Origin of the sequence: Microbacterium sp. ZW T6_19, assembly GCF_044987465.1 — a bacterium.
GTDB lineage: Bacteria > Actinomycetota > Actinomycetes > Actinomycetales > Microbacteriaceae > Microbacterium > Microbacterium natoriense_A.
In genome coordinates this window covers 1-13,468 of sequence record NZ_JBJDRH010000020.1, presented here as the reverse complement: position 1 = coordinate 13,468, position 13,468 = coordinate 1, and the positions used below count along the sequence as shown (strand labels likewise).

13 protein-coding genes and 1 rRNA gene are annotated in these 13,468 nt (G+C 69.4%); 8 read left to right on the top strand and 6 right to left on the bottom strand.

Annotation, left to right across the window (positions count from 1 at the left end; genetic code table 11):
• The first annotated feature begins 1 nt into the window (after position 1).
• A 5S ribosomal RNA gene (gene rrf / locus ACI3KT_RS18450) occupies positions 2 to 118 on the top strand.
• A 100-nt stretch (positions 119 to 218) separates the two neighbouring features.
• On the opposite strand, the gene ACI3KT_RS18445 is transcribed toward rrf, so the two are convergent.
• A complete protein-coding gene (locus tag ACI3KT_RS18445) occupies positions 219 to 992 on the bottom strand; it encodes an IclR family transcriptional regulator (protein WP_404905869.1) in 774 nt (257 codons plus the stop codon).
• A 58-nt stretch (positions 993 to 1,050) separates the two neighbouring features.
• Between ACI3KT_RS18445 and hutH the strand changes: the two genes are divergently transcribed.
• The 4 genes from hutH to ACI3KT_RS18425 all read left to right on the top strand — a co-directional run bounded on the left by hutH (position 1,051) and on the right by ACI3KT_RS18425 (position 6,486).
• Positions 1,051 to 2,607 carry a histidine ammonia-lyase gene (hutH, locus tag ACI3KT_RS18440; RefSeq protein ID WP_404905868.1) on the top strand — a complete coding sequence of 519 codons (1,557 nt, stop codon included), beginning with the start codon at positions 1,051 to 1,053 and terminating at the stop codon, positions 2,605 to 2,607.
• The gene (hutU, locus tag ACI3KT_RS18435) at positions 2,604 to 4,277 is read left to right on the top strand and encodes a urocanate hydratase (protein WP_404905867.1); all 1,674 of its coding nucleotides are present in this window, start codon (positions 2,604 to 2,606) and stop codon (positions 4,275 to 4,277) included. The genes hutH and hutU overlap by 4 nt, the downstream gene beginning before the upstream one ends.
• Before the next feature lie 91 nt (positions 4,278 to 4,368).
• Entirely contained in the window at positions 4,369 to 5,514 is a 1,146-nt protein-coding gene (hutI, locus tag ACI3KT_RS18430) for an imidazolonepropionase (protein WP_404905866.1), read from the top strand.
• A 21-nt stretch (positions 5,515 to 5,535) separates the two neighbouring features.
• A complete protein-coding gene (locus tag ACI3KT_RS18425) occupies positions 5,536 to 6,486 on the top strand; it encodes an arginase family protein (protein WP_404905865.1) in 951 nt (316 codons plus the stop codon).
• 7 nt (positions 6,487 to 6,493) lie between these two features.
• Here ACI3KT_RS18425 and ACI3KT_RS18420 read toward each other — a convergent pair whose 3' ends face one another.
• From ACI3KT_RS18420 to ACI3KT_RS18410, 3 genes are all read right to left on the bottom strand, one after another.
• Positions 6,494 to 7,243: a sulfite exporter TauE/SafE family protein gene (locus tag ACI3KT_RS18420; RefSeq protein WP_404905864.1), complete on the bottom strand. Its 750-nt coding sequence runs from the start codon at positions 7,241 to 7,243 to the stop codon at positions 6,494 to 6,496.
• Positions 7,240 to 7,920 carry an ankyrin repeat domain-containing protein gene (locus ACI3KT_RS18415; RefSeq protein WP_404905863.1) on the bottom strand — a complete coding sequence of 227 codons (681 nt, stop codon included), beginning with the start codon at positions 7,918 to 7,920 and terminating at the stop codon, positions 7,240 to 7,242. The genes ACI3KT_RS18420 and ACI3KT_RS18415 overlap by 4 nt, the downstream gene beginning before the upstream one ends.
• Positions 7,921 to 7,992: 72 nt before the next feature.
• Positions 7,993 to 8,526 carry a hypothetical protein gene (locus tag ACI3KT_RS18410; protein ID WP_404905862.1) on the bottom strand — a complete coding sequence of 178 codons (534 nt, stop codon included), beginning with the start codon at positions 8,524 to 8,526 and terminating at the stop codon, positions 7,993 to 7,995.
• Positions 8,527 to 8,598: 72 nt separating this feature from the next.
• Between ACI3KT_RS18410 and rlmN the strand changes: the two genes are divergently transcribed.
• Positions 8,599 to 9,876 (top strand): 23S rRNA (adenine(2503)-C(2))-methyltransferase RlmN, encoded by a 1,278-nt coding sequence (gene rlmN, locus ACI3KT_RS18405; RefSeq protein WP_292904181.1) that lies wholly within the window; start codon positions 8,599 to 8,601, stop codon positions 9,874 to 9,876.
• A gap of 34 nt (positions 9,877 to 9,910) precedes the next feature.
• Here the strand turns inward: rlmN and ACI3KT_RS18400 are convergent, their stop codons facing one another.
• Positions 9,911 to 10,549, bottom strand: a complete 639-nt coding sequence (locus tag ACI3KT_RS18400; RefSeq protein ID WP_404905861.1) for an NAD(P)H-dependent oxidoreductase — start codon at positions 10,547 to 10,549, stop codon at positions 9,911 to 9,913.
• Between the two features lie 64 nt (positions 10,550 to 10,613).
• Here ACI3KT_RS18400 and ACI3KT_RS18395 point away from each other — a divergent pair, with 64 nt between their 5' ends.
• Positions 10,614 to 11,180 (top strand): TetR/AcrR family transcriptional regulator, encoded by a 567-nt coding sequence (locus ACI3KT_RS18395; RefSeq protein ID WP_404905860.1) that lies wholly within the window; start codon positions 10,614 to 10,616, stop codon positions 11,178 to 11,180.
• A 151-nt stretch (positions 11,181 to 11,331) separates the two neighbouring features.
• On the opposite strand, the gene ACI3KT_RS18390 is transcribed toward ACI3KT_RS18395, so the two are convergent.
• A complete protein-coding gene (locus ACI3KT_RS18390) occupies positions 11,332 to 11,814 on the bottom strand; it encodes a SixA phosphatase family protein (RefSeq protein WP_404905859.1) in 483 nt (160 codons plus the stop codon).
• A 104-nt stretch (positions 11,815 to 11,918) separates the two neighbouring features.
• Between ACI3KT_RS18390 and ACI3KT_RS18385 the strand changes: the two genes are divergently transcribed.
• A partial coding sequence (locus ACI3KT_RS18385) for a DUF4407 domain-containing protein (protein ID WP_404905858.1) occupies positions 11,919 to 13,468 on the top strand: 1,550 nt, incomplete at its 3' end.

Sequence of the window (13,468 nt, the reverse complement as noted above, 5' to 3'; positions counted from 1 at the left end):
TTTCGGCGGCCATAGCGTGAGGGAAACGCCCGGTTACATTCCGAACCCGGAAGCTAAGCCTCACAGCGCCGATGGTACTGCAGGGGGGACCCTGTGGGAGAGTAGGACACCGCCGGACTTCTTTTAAACAAGAAAGACCACCCAACGCCGGGTGGTCTTTCTTGCGTTAAGGGCCGTTCACGCACGGGCGCAGCGCAGCTACGGACTAGCGACGCTTTTCAGCGCTTCAGCCGTGACTCGAGAGTCGATGCCGTGGCGCTCACGGCATCCGCCAGCCCCGCCTCGTCGAGATCTCCGCCAGCCCACGTCACCGCGACTGCGGCGATCGGCCAGCCGGTGTGATCGTGCACGGCGACTCCGACGCTGCGCAGGCCGTCGGCGACCTCGCTGTCCTCCGTGGCGTAGCCGCGGGCACGGACCTCGCGGAGCAGCTCTCGCAGCTCAGCGGGTTTCCGCGGGCCGAGACCCGTGCGATCTGGGAACGCCGAGGCATGGGGATAGAGCGCTCTGACCTGCTCGCGAGGAAGCGAGGCGAGCATGGCGCGACCGGACGCGGTGAGATGCGCCGGCAGCCGCACCCCGACGTCGGTGATCAGTGCGGGCCGCCGGGGCGCACGCTCTTCGACGATGTACAGGACGTCTCCGCCGCTCATCACGGCCAGATGCGCGCTCTCGCCGAGCCTGTCGGACAACGCGGCGACGAGAGGCCGCCCCACCCGGGCGAGCGGTTGCTGCCTGGCGTAACCTCCGGCGAGCTCGAACGCCGACGTGCCGAGACCCCATCGACGCTCCTCCCGCAGATGCAGGACGAATCCGTGAGCGGCGAGCGTGGTCAACAGGTGATAGACCGTCGACCGGGGAAGGCCCAGGTCCCTGGCGATCGCTGAGGCCGCCACCGGAGCCGGCCGTCCTGCCAGGTAGCGCAGGATCCGCAGGGTGTTCTCCGCTGCCGGCACCTGAGAGGCGGAGGCATCCGTGTTGTCTGGGATCACAGACAAAGGATGCCATGATCCCCTCCTCACCGCGACTGTGAAGGTGTGGAATCGAGATATGAGTGATCTGCCCGCAGTCCTGGTCGGCGCCGCACCCCTGAGCGCCGCTGATGTCGTCGCCGTCGTGCGCCACGGCGCTCCCGTCGCCATCGCCCCCGAGGCGCTCGATCGCGTTGCCGCCACTCGCGGCGTCATCGACGGTCTCGCCGCCGACCCGAACCCGCACTACGGTGTATCCACCGGATTCGGCGCCCTCGCCACCACCTTCATCGCCCCCGATCGCCGGCGTCAGCTGCAGGCCAGCCTGATCCGTTCGCACGCAGCGGGTACTGGCGCCGAGGTCGAGCGCGAGGTCGTGCGCGGGCTCCAGCTGCTGCGCCTGCAGACCCTGGCTTCGGGCCGCACCGGCGTGCGGCCGATCGTGGTGGAGACCTACGCCGCGCTGCTGAACGCCGGCATCACGCCGATCGTCCGCGAGTACGGTTCGCTCGGCTGTTCTGGCGACCTGGCCCCTCTCGCGCACATCGCGCTCGCCACCATGGGAGAGGGCGACGTGCGCGTCCTTCGACAGGCTCAGGAACCCAGTAGCGAGGTGATCCCGGCATCCGATGCCCTCGCCGCAGTCGGCATCGAGCCCCTCACCCTCGTCGAGAAGGAGGGCCTCGCACTCATCAACGGCACCGATGGGATGCTGGGCATGCTCGTGCTGGCGCTGCACGATCTCGAGGAGCTGCTGCTCACGGCCGACATCGCCGCCGCAATGTCGATCGAGTCGCAGCTCGGCACCGACGCCGTGTTCGCCGCCGACCTGATGGCGTTGCGTCCGCAGGTGGGGCAGGCCGAGTCGGCTGCGAACCTGCGCTCCTTCCTCGGCGACTCTCCCATCGTGCACAGCCACAAGGGCCCCGAGGACGGCCGGGTGCAGGACGCCTACTCGCTGCGCTGCACCCCGCAGGTTCACGGCACCGCCCGCGACACCGCCGGGTACGCCGCGACGATCGCGGGTCGTGAACTCGCCAGCGTGATCGACAACCCTGTCATCACGCTCGACGGTCGCATCGAGTCCAACGGCAACTTCCACGGCGCCCCCGTGGCCGCGGTCCTCGACTTCCTCGCGATCTCCGTCGCCGACGTCGCGTCGGTCTCCGAGCGCCGCACCGACCGTGCCCTCGACCCGGCGCGCAACCACGGACTGCCGCCCTTCCTCGCGCACGAGGTCGGCGTGGACTCCGGTCTCATGATCGCGCAGTACGCCGCCGCCGGCATCGTCTCCGAGCTCAAGCGCTTCGCGGTTCCGGCATCCGTCGATTCCATTCCTTCGTCGGCCATGCAGGAGGATCACGTCTCGATGGGCTGGGCCGCCGGACGCAAGCTGCGCAGGGCCATCGACGGCCTCGGCCGCGTCCTCGCGATCGAGATCCTCACCGGCGCCCGCGCGCTCGACCTGCGCGCACCGCTGCAGGCCGGACCCGCCACGGGCGCCGTCCGCGATCTCGTCCGCACCGTCGCCGGCGGCCCCGGGCCCGACCGTTTCCTCTCTCCCGACATGGAGGCCGTGACCGCGCTCGTGCAGTCCGGCGCCGTCGCACGCATCGCAAAGGAGCACACATCATGATGAACTGGGTTGCTGAGCCTGTCGAAGCACGCACGGTCCGCGCCCCGCGCGGCAATCAGCGCACGGCCAAGAGCTGGGGCGCCGAGGCCGCCAAGCGGATGCTGATGAACAACCTCGACCCCGAGGTCGCCGAGCATCCCGAGGACCTCGTGGTCTACGGCGGCACGGGCAAGGCCGCCCGCAGCTGGGAGGCGTACGACGCGATCGTGCGCACGCTCGACGAGCTCGAGCCCGACGAGACCCTGCTCGTGCAGTCGGGCAAGCCCGTCGGCGTCTTCCGGACTCACGATTGGGCACCGCGCGTGCTCATCGCCAACTCGAACCTCGTCGGCGACTGGGCCACCTGGCCCGAGTTCCGCCGTCTCGAGCAGCTGGGACTCACGATGTACGGTCAGATGACCGCCGGCTCGTGGATCTACATCGGCTCGCAGGGCATTCTGCAGGGCACCTACGAGACCTTCGCGGCCGTCGCCCGCTCGCTGGGCAGGGAGTCGCTCAAGGGCACGCTGTCGCTCACCGGCGGTGCAGGCGGCATGGGTGGTGCGCAGCCGCTCGCCGTCACCATGAACGACGGTGCCGTGCTGATCGTCGACGTCGACGAGAGCCGTCTCGCCCGTCGCGTCGACCACGGCTACCTCGACGTCTACTACACCGACCTCGACGAGGCCATCGCCCGTGCGGTTGCCGCCAAGGACGCCGGCGAGGCGCTCTCGGTCGGCATCGTCGGCAACGCGGCAGAGGTCTTCCCCGAACTGTTCCGCCGCGGTGTGCCTATCGACATCGTGACCGATCAGACGAGCGCACACGATCCGCTCGCCTACCTGCCGATCGGCATCTCGGTCGAAGACTGGAAGGCCGAGGCAGAGCGCGACCCCGAGGAGTTCACCCGTCGCTCGCGCGAAGCCATGGCCGCGCACGTCGAGGCCATGGTCGCTTTCCAGGATGGCGGGGCCGCGGTCTTCGACTACGGCAACTCGATCCGCGCCGAGGCCGTGCTCGGTGGCTTCGACCGGGCCTTCGAGTTCCCCGGCTTCGTGCCCGCGTACATCCGTCCGCAGTTCGAAGAGGGCCGCGGCCCGTTCCGCTGGGCGGCGCTGTCGGGCGACCCCGAGGACATCCGCAAGACCGACCGTGCGATCGCCGAGCTGTTCCCCGAAGACGCCGCTCTTCACCGCTGGCTCGACAAGGCCGGCGAGAAGGTGCACTTCGAGGGGCTGCCCGCACGCATCTGCTGGCTCGGCTACAAGGAGCGCCACCTCGCCGGGCTCAAGTTCAACGAGATGGTCGCCTCGGGGGAGCTGTCGGCGCCGATCGTGATCGGTCGCGATCACCTGGATTCCGGCTCGGTCGCCTCGCCGTACCGTGAGACCGAGGCCATGAAGGACGGATCCGACGCGATCGCCGACTGGCCGCTGCTGAACGCGCTGCTCAACACGGCGTCGGGGGCCAGCTGGGTGTCGCTGCATCATGGTGGTGGCGTCGGCATCGGCCGCTCCATCCACGCCGGCCAGGTCACCGTCGCCGACGGCACGGCGCTCGCCGCCGAGAAGCTCGAGCGCGTGCTGACCAACGATCCCGGCACGGGCGTCATGCGCCACGTCGACGCGGGCTACGACCACGCGAAGGACATCGCGCGCGAGCGCGGGCTCAAGGTCCCGATGGGACTCTGACACCGGACTGCGTCCCGCTCTGCCTCCTCTGGTCGGGGGATTATGAGGAGCAGAGCGGGACGCGACATCCCGGCGAGGTCGAGGAGGCAGCATGCGCACACTCATCACGAACATCGGCGAACTGACGACGAACGAGGGGCCGGTGCTGCACGACGCCGCTGTGCTCCTCGAAGAAGGGCTGATCTCCTGGGTCGGCGGAGCCGATGAGGCACCGGACGCCGACGCGATCGTCGACGCCGACGGTCGGGCAGTGATCCCCGGCTTCGTCGACAGCCACAGCCATCTCGTGTTCGGCGGTGATCGCGCAGCCGAGTTCGAGGCCCGGATGGCCGGCCAGAAGTATGCGGCGGGCGGCATCCGCTCGACCGTTGCCGCGACCCGCGCAGCGACCGACGACGAGCTGCGCGCCCGGCTGCGCGGTTTCATCGACGAGATGCACGCGCAGGGCACGACCACCGTCGAGATCAAGAGCGGTTACGGCCTCGATGTCGAGACCGAGGAGCGCCTGGTACGCCTCGCGGCCGAGGTGACGCCCGAGGTCACCTTCCTCGGTGCGCACGTGGTGCCCGTCGAGTACGTCGACGACCCCGACGGCTATGTCGACCTCGTCATCGGATCGATGCTCGAGGCGTGCGCCCCGCACGCGAAATGGATCGATGTGTTCTGCGAGACGGGAGCGTTCACGGTCGAGCAGTCGCGCCGCGTGCTCGAGGCCGGCACAGCCCGCGGGCTCGTGCCCCGCGTGCACGCCAGCCAGCTCGGTCCTGGCGCGGGCGTTCTGCTCGCCGTCGAGCTGGGGGCGGCATCCATCGACCACGGGACTTATCTCACGGATGCCGACATCGAGGCGCTCGCCGGATCCGACACGGTTCTCACGCTGCTGCCCGGCGTGGAGTTCTCCACCCGCCAGCCGTACCCCGACGCGCGCCGGCTCATCGATGCCGGGGTCACCGTGGCGCTCGCCTGCGACACCAATCCGGGGTCGAGCTTCACCAGCTCGATGGCGTTCTGCATCGCGGTCGCGGTGCGCGACATGGGCATGACCCCCGCCGAGGCCATCTGGGCCGCGACCGCCGGCGGGGCCCGCGCACTGCGACGCGACGACATCGGCGTGATCGCGCCGGGGCGCCGTGCCGACCTCGTGCTGCTGAAGGCGCCGACGCGGATCCACCTGGCCTATCGGCCGGGGGTGCCGCTGGTCGAACGCGTGTGGAAGGACGGCGTGCAGGTCGCCTGACCTGCGCCGGAACGGAGAATCATGGCACTGGATGATGGCGTGCGTGCGCCGCTGGATGTTGGCGTGCGTGCGCCGCTGGCTCACGACGAGCTCTGGCCGCGGGCCGGGGCCTGGCCCGCGTTCGACGGGGAGAAAGCGGATGCCGTCCTCCTCGGAGTTCCGACATGGCGCACCTCGCTGTCGCCCACGGGCGCCCATGCCACTCCAGCCGCCGTCCGGGAGGCTCTGCAGCGCTACAGCGCGACCCTGATGGGCCCGCCCGCCCTCGACCTGAACGAGGCGCTGCGCATCGTCGACGCCGGTGACATCGTCGAGCCCGATGGCGATGCAGGCATCGCCGAGACGGTCGCACGGGTGGCCGAGCTGACGGATGCCGCACGCCTCGTCGTCGCGCTCGGCGGCGACAACTCGCTGACCTATCCGGTAGCTCGCGGAGCGCGAGCCACCGGCCTCATCACGATCGATGCGCACTTCGACCTGCGCGACGGGGTGTCGAACGGCTCTCCCGTGCGGCGCCTGGTCGAAGACGCCCCGGATGCCGAGCGCATCGATCCGGCGCGCATCGTGCAGATCGGCATCGCCGACTTCGCGAACTCCGCAGCGTACGCGCGGCGTGCGGCGGACTGGGGCATCCGCGTGGTCACGCTCGACGAGCTGCGTCGCCGCGGCATCGACGAGATCAGTGCCGAAGCGCTCGAGATCGCCGGGGCCGGCGCAAGCGCCCGTATCCATCTCGACATCGACGTCGACGCCGCCGACCGTTCGGTCGCCCCCGGGTGCCCCGCGAGCGTTCCCGGCGGGCTCGCCGCGTGGGAGCTGCGTGCCCTGGTGCGTGCTCTCGCCGGAGATGATCGGCTCGTCAGCGCCGACCTCGCGGAGGTCGACGCCACGGTCGATGCGGACGACGGACGCACGGTGCGGCTGGCGGCTCTTTGCGTCTTGGAACTGCTCGCGGGCTCGGCCGGGCGCTGACGCGCTCTCAGAACAGCAGGTACGCCGCCCCGACCACGGTGAGCACGATCACGAGCCGATCGAACAGATGCTGCGGAATGCGCTTCGCGATGCGGAGGCCGACGAGTGCACCAGCGACCACGAGCGGTGCGAGGGCCAGGTCCATCAGCAGCACGTGAGGCGTGAACAGCCCGAGGCCTGCAAGGAACGGCACCTTCACGAGGTTCACGATCGCGAAGAACCACGCGGACGTGCCGAGGAACACCTGCACCTGCGCGCGAGTCGCCAGGAAGTACATCGCCATGACGGGCCCTCCCGCGTTCGCGACCATCGTGGTGAATCCGCCGAGTGCGCCATAGGTCGACGACAGTACGATGCCGCCGTGGACCGGTGGCGGAGCATCCGCTCTGTCCTGTCTCCACCGTCGCCACAGCGTGATCGCGATCATCAGCAGCAGGATCACTCCGACTGCGCGCCGAACGATGCCGTCGTCGGCGAGAGCGAGGAACACGAACCCGGCGAGCAGCCCGGCGATCACGGCGGGCGCGAGGCGGAGCAGCGTCGGCCAGTGCGCATGCCGGCGGTAGGCGATCAGCGCGAAGACGTCGCCCACGATGAACAGCAGCAGCATGGCTGCGGTCGAGGTGCGAGCGGGAAGCACAGCGGCGAACAGCACGACGGCGAGCGTCGCGCCGCCGGGCACGGCGGCCTTCGACAGGCCGGTGATCACGGCGGCGAGACCCAGTGCGATCCAGGCCCATACGCTGAGATCGATCATCGGTCGAGCTCGGCGACGATCTTGTCGTACCCGCGTGCGAGAGCGAGATCGCGCGGCAGCACGCCGTCGCCGTCGGCGATCCCGATGTCGGCGCCGCCGTCGATCAGCGCTCGGACGACGTCGACATAGTCCTGCGAGCCGTCGCCGAGCACGATCGCCTCGTGCAGAGCGGTCCATCCCAGGTCGTTGACGTGGTCGGGATCGACTCCGGCGTCGAGCAGGATCCGCACGGTGCTGAGCAGTCCACGTTCGGACGCCGGAATCAGGGCGGTCCCCCCGAAGCGATTCGTGCTGGTCGGATCGGCGCCGTTCTCGAGCGTCAGGAGAAGGATGTCGTCGTGTCCGCGCGCGCCGGCATAGAGGAAAGCCGAGTCTTGGATGTCGTCCTTCGCGTTCACGTCCGCACCCGCATCCACGAGCAGCCGGGCGATCTCGACGTCGTCTCTCTTTGTCGCGGCGATCAGCGCGGTCATGCCGCCGTCGCCGCGGGCCTCGATGTCGGCCCCTGCGTCGAGCGCGGCCCGGGCCGCATCGACCGTGGTCGCGGCGAGCAGGTCATGTGTGGCGCTCGACACGGATACCTCCTCGGATGACGGGCTGGATGCTGTGCACGCGGTCGTCGCGAGCAGAACCGTCGTCGCGATGGCAGGGGCGAGCAGCATCCGTCGGATTCCCATCCTTCTGGTATACCAAATCTTCCTGAGAATCGGATCGTCTCTTACGCGCGCGGAGGATGGGCTGCGCCGAGCTCACCGCCAGTGATCGATCGCGCGCTTCGACTCGGCGAGTCCCACGCCCGTGTGCTCGCGGAACAGTTTGATCGCATGGATGGCCTGGTTCGCAGTGATCAGTCGATCGATCTCGGCAGCGACGGATGCGGGGACGCTGCCACGCGGGGAGCCGGGCTGAGGTGTGATCGAGGTCGCGACCGCCGAGGCGTGCGAGACAGCCGCGAGGTGCGGCGCGGTCGTGCTGATCGACCAGTGGTCGATGCGGTCCTTCGCGTCCTTCAGACCGACGCCCGTGCGCTGGCGGAGCAGCTTGATGGCCTGGATCTTCTGGCCGGCTGCGACGAGCCGGTCGATCTCGGCGATCACCGACGGCGTGAGGCCGGATGCCGGGCTCGCGAGCGAGGTCGCTGCGGCCGTCCGTGCCATCGTCGGCGATGGCGTGTACACCTGCGCCTCGGGCTCCTTCGGCCGCATGCTGCGCAGCGCGGCGACGAGGATGACGAGGCCGACGACGACCACGATGACGATTCCGACCAGCAGCACGAGCTCCATGGTGCTCAGTCTAGGCAGGCGGCTCCCTCCGGCCCAGGCGCTTCCCATCCGTCACCGCGTACCCTGGAGGGTATGACCGAGAATTCCCGCGCGCGCGAAACGCGCCCCGCGACAGCGCCCGCGCAGGGAAAGGTCCGCGCGACCGGCACCCAGGTGCGGCCCCAGACAGAGGGCTGGACCCAGCAGAAGGATGCCGAAGGGCGCCCGCTGCTGCAGTTCGCAAGCCCCAAGCGCGGCAAACCGCCCGTGCACCTCGCCGACCTCACCCCCGCCGAGCGCATCGAGAAGGTCAAAGAACTGGGGCTGCCTGGATATCGTGCGAAGCAGCTGTCGACGCACTACTTCACGCACTACACGTCCGACCCGGCCGACATGACCGATCTACCCGCCGGCATCCGCGACGACCTCGTCGGCGGAATGCTCCCCTCGCTGCTCACCGAGGTGCGCCGCCTCGAGACCGACCGTGGCGACACCATCAAGTTCCTGTGGCGGCTGCATGACGGCGCCCTCGTCGAGTCGGTGCTCATGCGCTACCCCGGCCGCATCACGCTGTGCGTGTCGAGCCAGGCCGGCTGCGGCATGAACTGCCCGTTCTGCGCGACGGGCCAGGCCGGACTCACGCGCAACATGTCGACCGCAGAGATCGTCGAGCAGATCGTCCGGGCGAACCGGCTGATCGCCGAGGGCGGCCTCGGCGGCAAGAAGGCCGACGACCACAGCATGGAGCGCGTGAGCAACATCGTCTTCATGGGCATGGGCGAGCCGCTCGCGAACTACAAGCGGGTGATGGACGCCGTGCGCGTCATGGTCGCCGCGCAGCCGGACGGCCTCGGCATGAGCGCCCGCGGCATCACCGTCTCGACCGTCGGCCTCGTGCCCGCGATCAACAAGCTCGCCGACGAGGGCATCCCGGTGACGTTCGCGCTCTCGCTGCACGCTCCCGACGACCACCTGCGCGACGAGCTCATCCCGGTGAACTCCCGCTGGAAGGTCGACGAGGCGCTCGACGCAGCCTACGGCTACTACGCCAAGACCGGCCGCCGCGTCTCGATCGAGTACGCGCTCATCAAGGACATGAACGATCACGCCTGGCGTGCGGATCTTCTGGCCGAGAAGCTCAACGCCCGCGGTCGCGGCTGGGTGCACGTGAACCCGATCCCGCTGAACCCGACGCCCGGCTCGATCTGGACGTCGTCCGACAAGGATGTGCAGAACGAGTTCGTGCGCCGTCTCAACGACGCCGGCATCCCGACGACGCTCCGCGACACCCGCGGCAAGGAGATCGACGGCGCCTGCGGTCAGCTCGTGGCGACGACCGAGGACGAGGCGGCCTCGGCCGCGATGGCCTGAGGCGCCGCGGCTCGAGAGCTGCCCCGGTTCGACTTCAGGGGGCCGTGGACCCCACGAGCTCCTGCGTGATGACGGACGCGCCCCGGCGTGCCCCGTCTCGTGCTGCATCGCGGATGCCGTCGCGTGCGCCCATGGCCGCGGCTCGATCCAGCCATGCGGATACCCGCTCGGGAGCCGCGTCTTTGACGCCCAGCATCCGATGCGTGCGCACGGAGCGGACGCCGCAGAACTTCAGCGTCCCTCGGGCGACATGGGTCTGCGCGGGCAGGCCGGTGAACGGCGCGAGGAACCACGGGGTGTCCGCGAGCAGGAACAACCGGCCGTTGCGGGCGTGCAGCAGCCCCTCGGGCAATCCGAGCTTCGTATAGCGGTACTCCTGCTGTGGCAGCAGAGCGCGGTCGAAGAATCCCTTGAGGATCGCAGGCACCGATCCCCACCACAGCGGTGTGAAGACGACGACCGTCGCCGCCTCGTGAAGAGCGCTCTTCGCATCGACGAGGTCGGGTTCGAGCGTCATGCGTTCGCGATAGCCGAAGCGCAGCGAGGGATCGAACTCGAGGTCGCGCAGCGCGAGCACACGGGCGTCGCCATGAGCCTCGGCATAGCGACGAGCGAGCTCGGCGGTGAGGGAACGTGCATCGGGGTGGCCGTCGATGACGAGTGCGGATGCCATGATGTCTCCTATCTGGACAGTGTCAACTTGCTGGACACTGTCAAGATAGGAGACAATGTTGCTCGTGTCAAGTTCTCGCGCCGGCTACCATCACGGCGACCTCGCGCACGCGCTGGAGACCGCCGCGATGCAGTTGCTCGCGGAGAAGCCGGCTCACGAGATCAGCCTGCGCGAAGTGGCTCGCGCTGCCGATGTCAGCCACAACGCGCCCTATCATCACTTCGCCGACCGGCGCGGGCTGCTCAAGGTTCTCGCCGAGCGGAGCATGGTCGACCTCGTCTCCGAGGTGCGCACGGCCGCGGCCGACGTCGACCCCGTCAGCGCTCTGATCGCAGGCGGAGCGGCGTATCTGCGCTTCGCGGTCGAGCGCCCGAACAGCTTCGACGTGATCTACGACCCCACGGTCTGCATCCCGGGGGATCCGAGTGAGGTCATGGCGCCGCTCATCGTCGACCTCGAGAACCTCCTGGGTGCCGCATCCGCCGCCGCAGGTCTCGCCGACGCGGAGGACTTCCTCGGGGTCTGGGGGCTCATGCATGGCCTTGCGACACTGTGCGCGGCCGGGCATTTCCCTCTGGAGGCCGCGCTCGCCGCATACGACGCGAGCATCCGGCGGATGCTGCCGGGCTGACCTCGGGCGATCTCGTCAGGCGTCGAGTTCCCGTGCTGTCGACGAGTGCACGGGCGGTCGGCGGCGGTGAGCCGTGCTCTCGGCGAGATGCCGTGCGCTCGGCGAATCCGCCGCGCGTCACCGGACCTCGCGATGTCGGAGTCGGGCAGCGCTACTCGTCGTCGCGGGGCGTGCGCACGCGCAGCAGGCGGCCGGTGCCTTCGATGAGCTCGGCCCAGGAGCCGACGTCGACCGCGCACTCGGCGACGGCGCAGGTCGGCAGGCCTTCGAAGGCGCCGGTCAGCTCGCCCACCGCGTCGCTCATCCCTGGGTTGTGGCCGACGAGCATCGCGACCTCGCTCTCGTCTGGCAGCGCCGCCGCGATCGCGAGGATAGCGCGAGAGGATGCTTCGTAGAGCAGGGGCTCTTCGACCACGGCGAGTCCGAATGCGGCGGCATAGTCATCGGCCGTGCTGCGCGCGCGGGCGGCGCTGCTCGAGACGATGCGGTCCACGCGGAGGCCGTCGTCGATGAGTCGCCGCGCCATCGCTGGCGCGTCGCGACGACCGCGGGAGTTCAGGGTCCGGTCATGATCGGCGGCGCCGAACACATCCCAGTCCGACTTCGCGTGGCGGGCGAGCAGCAGGGTCTTCATGGGTCAAGACTGGCATCGCGGATGCGAACGCGCACCCCGAACCTGTGAATGCCTCGCAGGGATCGTCCGGGGGATGCACAGGCGTGGTTCCCTACCCTCGAAGGATGGCCTATTCCGCGCATCGCCCCGGCCGGATGGATTCCCAGGGGCGGATCTCGTTCGACACCGACGCCCCTCAGGGCTCTGTGACCGACGACGACCTCGACTTCCTGCGGGCGTTCGAGCCGTCCGGCAGCGAGTCTGCAGCAGACACCGCGACGCACCCCACCGAGGTCATCGACCCTCTCGAAGCGGAGCCGGCTCCGGCATCCACCATCCGAGAGAAGAAGGAGCGGACGCCACGTCCGAAGCGCGACAAGAAGCCGCGCGTCCCCGGATCTCGCCTGCGCACCCTCGCGATCCTCGGCGGCGCCGAGGGCGAGATCCTCGACCGCGTTCCCGGCGAGACCCCGCGTTTCGTCCAGATGTTCTTCGTGCTCGCAGGCACCGCGCTGGTCTCGGCGATCTCGATGCTGTTCGCGTTGACGACCGGCGTGGGCGCCCTGATCTGGCTGGCTGTACCGCTCGCGATCGTGTGGGCGCTGATCATCTTCAACCTCGATCGCTTCCTCACCTCGACCATGGCGTCGACGAAGAACATCTGGCGGCTGATCGGGCTCGCGATCCCGCGCGTGATCATGGCTGCGATCATCGGCTTCGTGGTGGCCGAGCCGCTCGTGCTGCAGATCTTCCACAACGACATCGCCCGAGAGGTCGCGTCCACGAACATCACGCAGGCGCAGTCCGATCAGGACGCTCTCGAGACGGGCCCCGAGAAGAAGGCGCTGGATGCGGCATCCGCGCATCTCGCCGAACTCCAGAACCAGGCCGCGACCGGCATCGTCGCCGGCACCGACTCTTCGTCGGCGAGCCAGGCCGCCGCGCAGTCGACCGTCGACGACCTCACCGCGAAGATGACCGCGCAGCAGGCCGTGATCGACCAGGCCAGGGTGCTCTACCAGTGCGAGCTCACAGGTGAGGGCGCCGGCACCGTGCCCGGCTGCACCGGAGTGAACGGCGAGGGCGCGAGCTCGGACGCCGCTCAGGCTCAACTCGCCGAGGCTCAGCAGACCTACGACGCGCTCGCAGCACAGCTGCGCACCGCCAACGAGGAGCTCGCGGCCGCTGGCAGCTCGGCCAAGGAGAACACGGCGACGTCCGAGAAGCAGAACCGCACGGAGGCCCAGTCGCAGCTGCCCGCGGCGCAGAAGACCTACGACGCGGCGCTCGCCGCGTACAACGCGAGAGCGGATGCCGTCGCCCAGGGCAACGCGGGTGCGACCGGTCTGCTCAGCCAGATCAGCGGGCTCAACCGGCTCAGCGAGAAGGAACCGACGATCCTGTGGGCGCACTGGCTGATCGCCGCGCTGTTCTTCATGATCGAGCTGCTGCCCGTGCTCGTGAAGGTGCTCACCTCGTACGGCGAGCCCACGCTGTACGAGAAGGCCGCGGCGATCCGCAAGCAGGTCGCTCTCGACAAGGTCACGGCAGAGGGTTTCCGCGACCGCGCCGACATCGTGTCGGCCCAGTCGCAGGCCGTGGACTCGTCCCTGGCGGAAGCCGCTCCGGCCGAGACGTCCGTTCCCGCACCGGCTTCCGTTCCCCCACCCGCTCC

Coding starts and splice junctions, on each gene's coding strand:
- rlmN (WP_292904181.1), top strand. CDS start 8,599: ATGACCGAGAATTCCCGCGCGCGCGAAACGCGCCCCGCGACAGCGCCC.
- ACI3KT_RS18415 (WP_404905863.1), bottom strand. CDS start 7,920: ATGGGAATCCGACGGATGCTGCTCGCCCCTGCCATCGCGACGACGGTT.
- hutU (WP_404905867.1), top strand. CDS start 2,604: ATGATGAACTGGGTTGCTGAGCCTGTCGAAGCACGCACGGTCCGCGCC.
- ACI3KT_RS18400 (WP_404905861.1), bottom strand. CDS start 10,549: ATGGCATCCGCACTCGTCATCGACGGCCACCCCGATGCACGTTCCCTC.
- hutH (WP_404905868.1), top strand. CDS start 1,051: ATGAGTGATCTGCCCGCAGTCCTGGTCGGCGCCGCACCCCTGAGCGCC.
- ACI3KT_RS18410 (WP_404905862.1), bottom strand. CDS start 8,526: ATGGAGCTCGTGCTGCTGGTCGGAATCGTCATCGTGGTCGTCGTCGGC.
- ACI3KT_RS18420 (WP_404905864.1), bottom strand. CDS start 7,243: ATGATCGATCTCAGCGTATGGGCCTGGATCGCACTGGGTCTCGCCGCC.
- ACI3KT_RS18425 (WP_404905865.1), top strand. CDS start 5,536: ATGGCACTGGATGATGGCGTGCGTGCGCCGCTGGATGTTGGCGTGCGT.
- hutI (WP_404905866.1), top strand. CDS start 4,369: ATGCGCACACTCATCACGAACATCGGCGAACTGACGACGAACGAGGGG.
- ACI3KT_RS18390 (WP_404905859.1), bottom strand. CDS start 11,814: ATGAAGACCCTGCTGCTCGCCCGCCACGCGAAGTCGGACTGGGATGTG.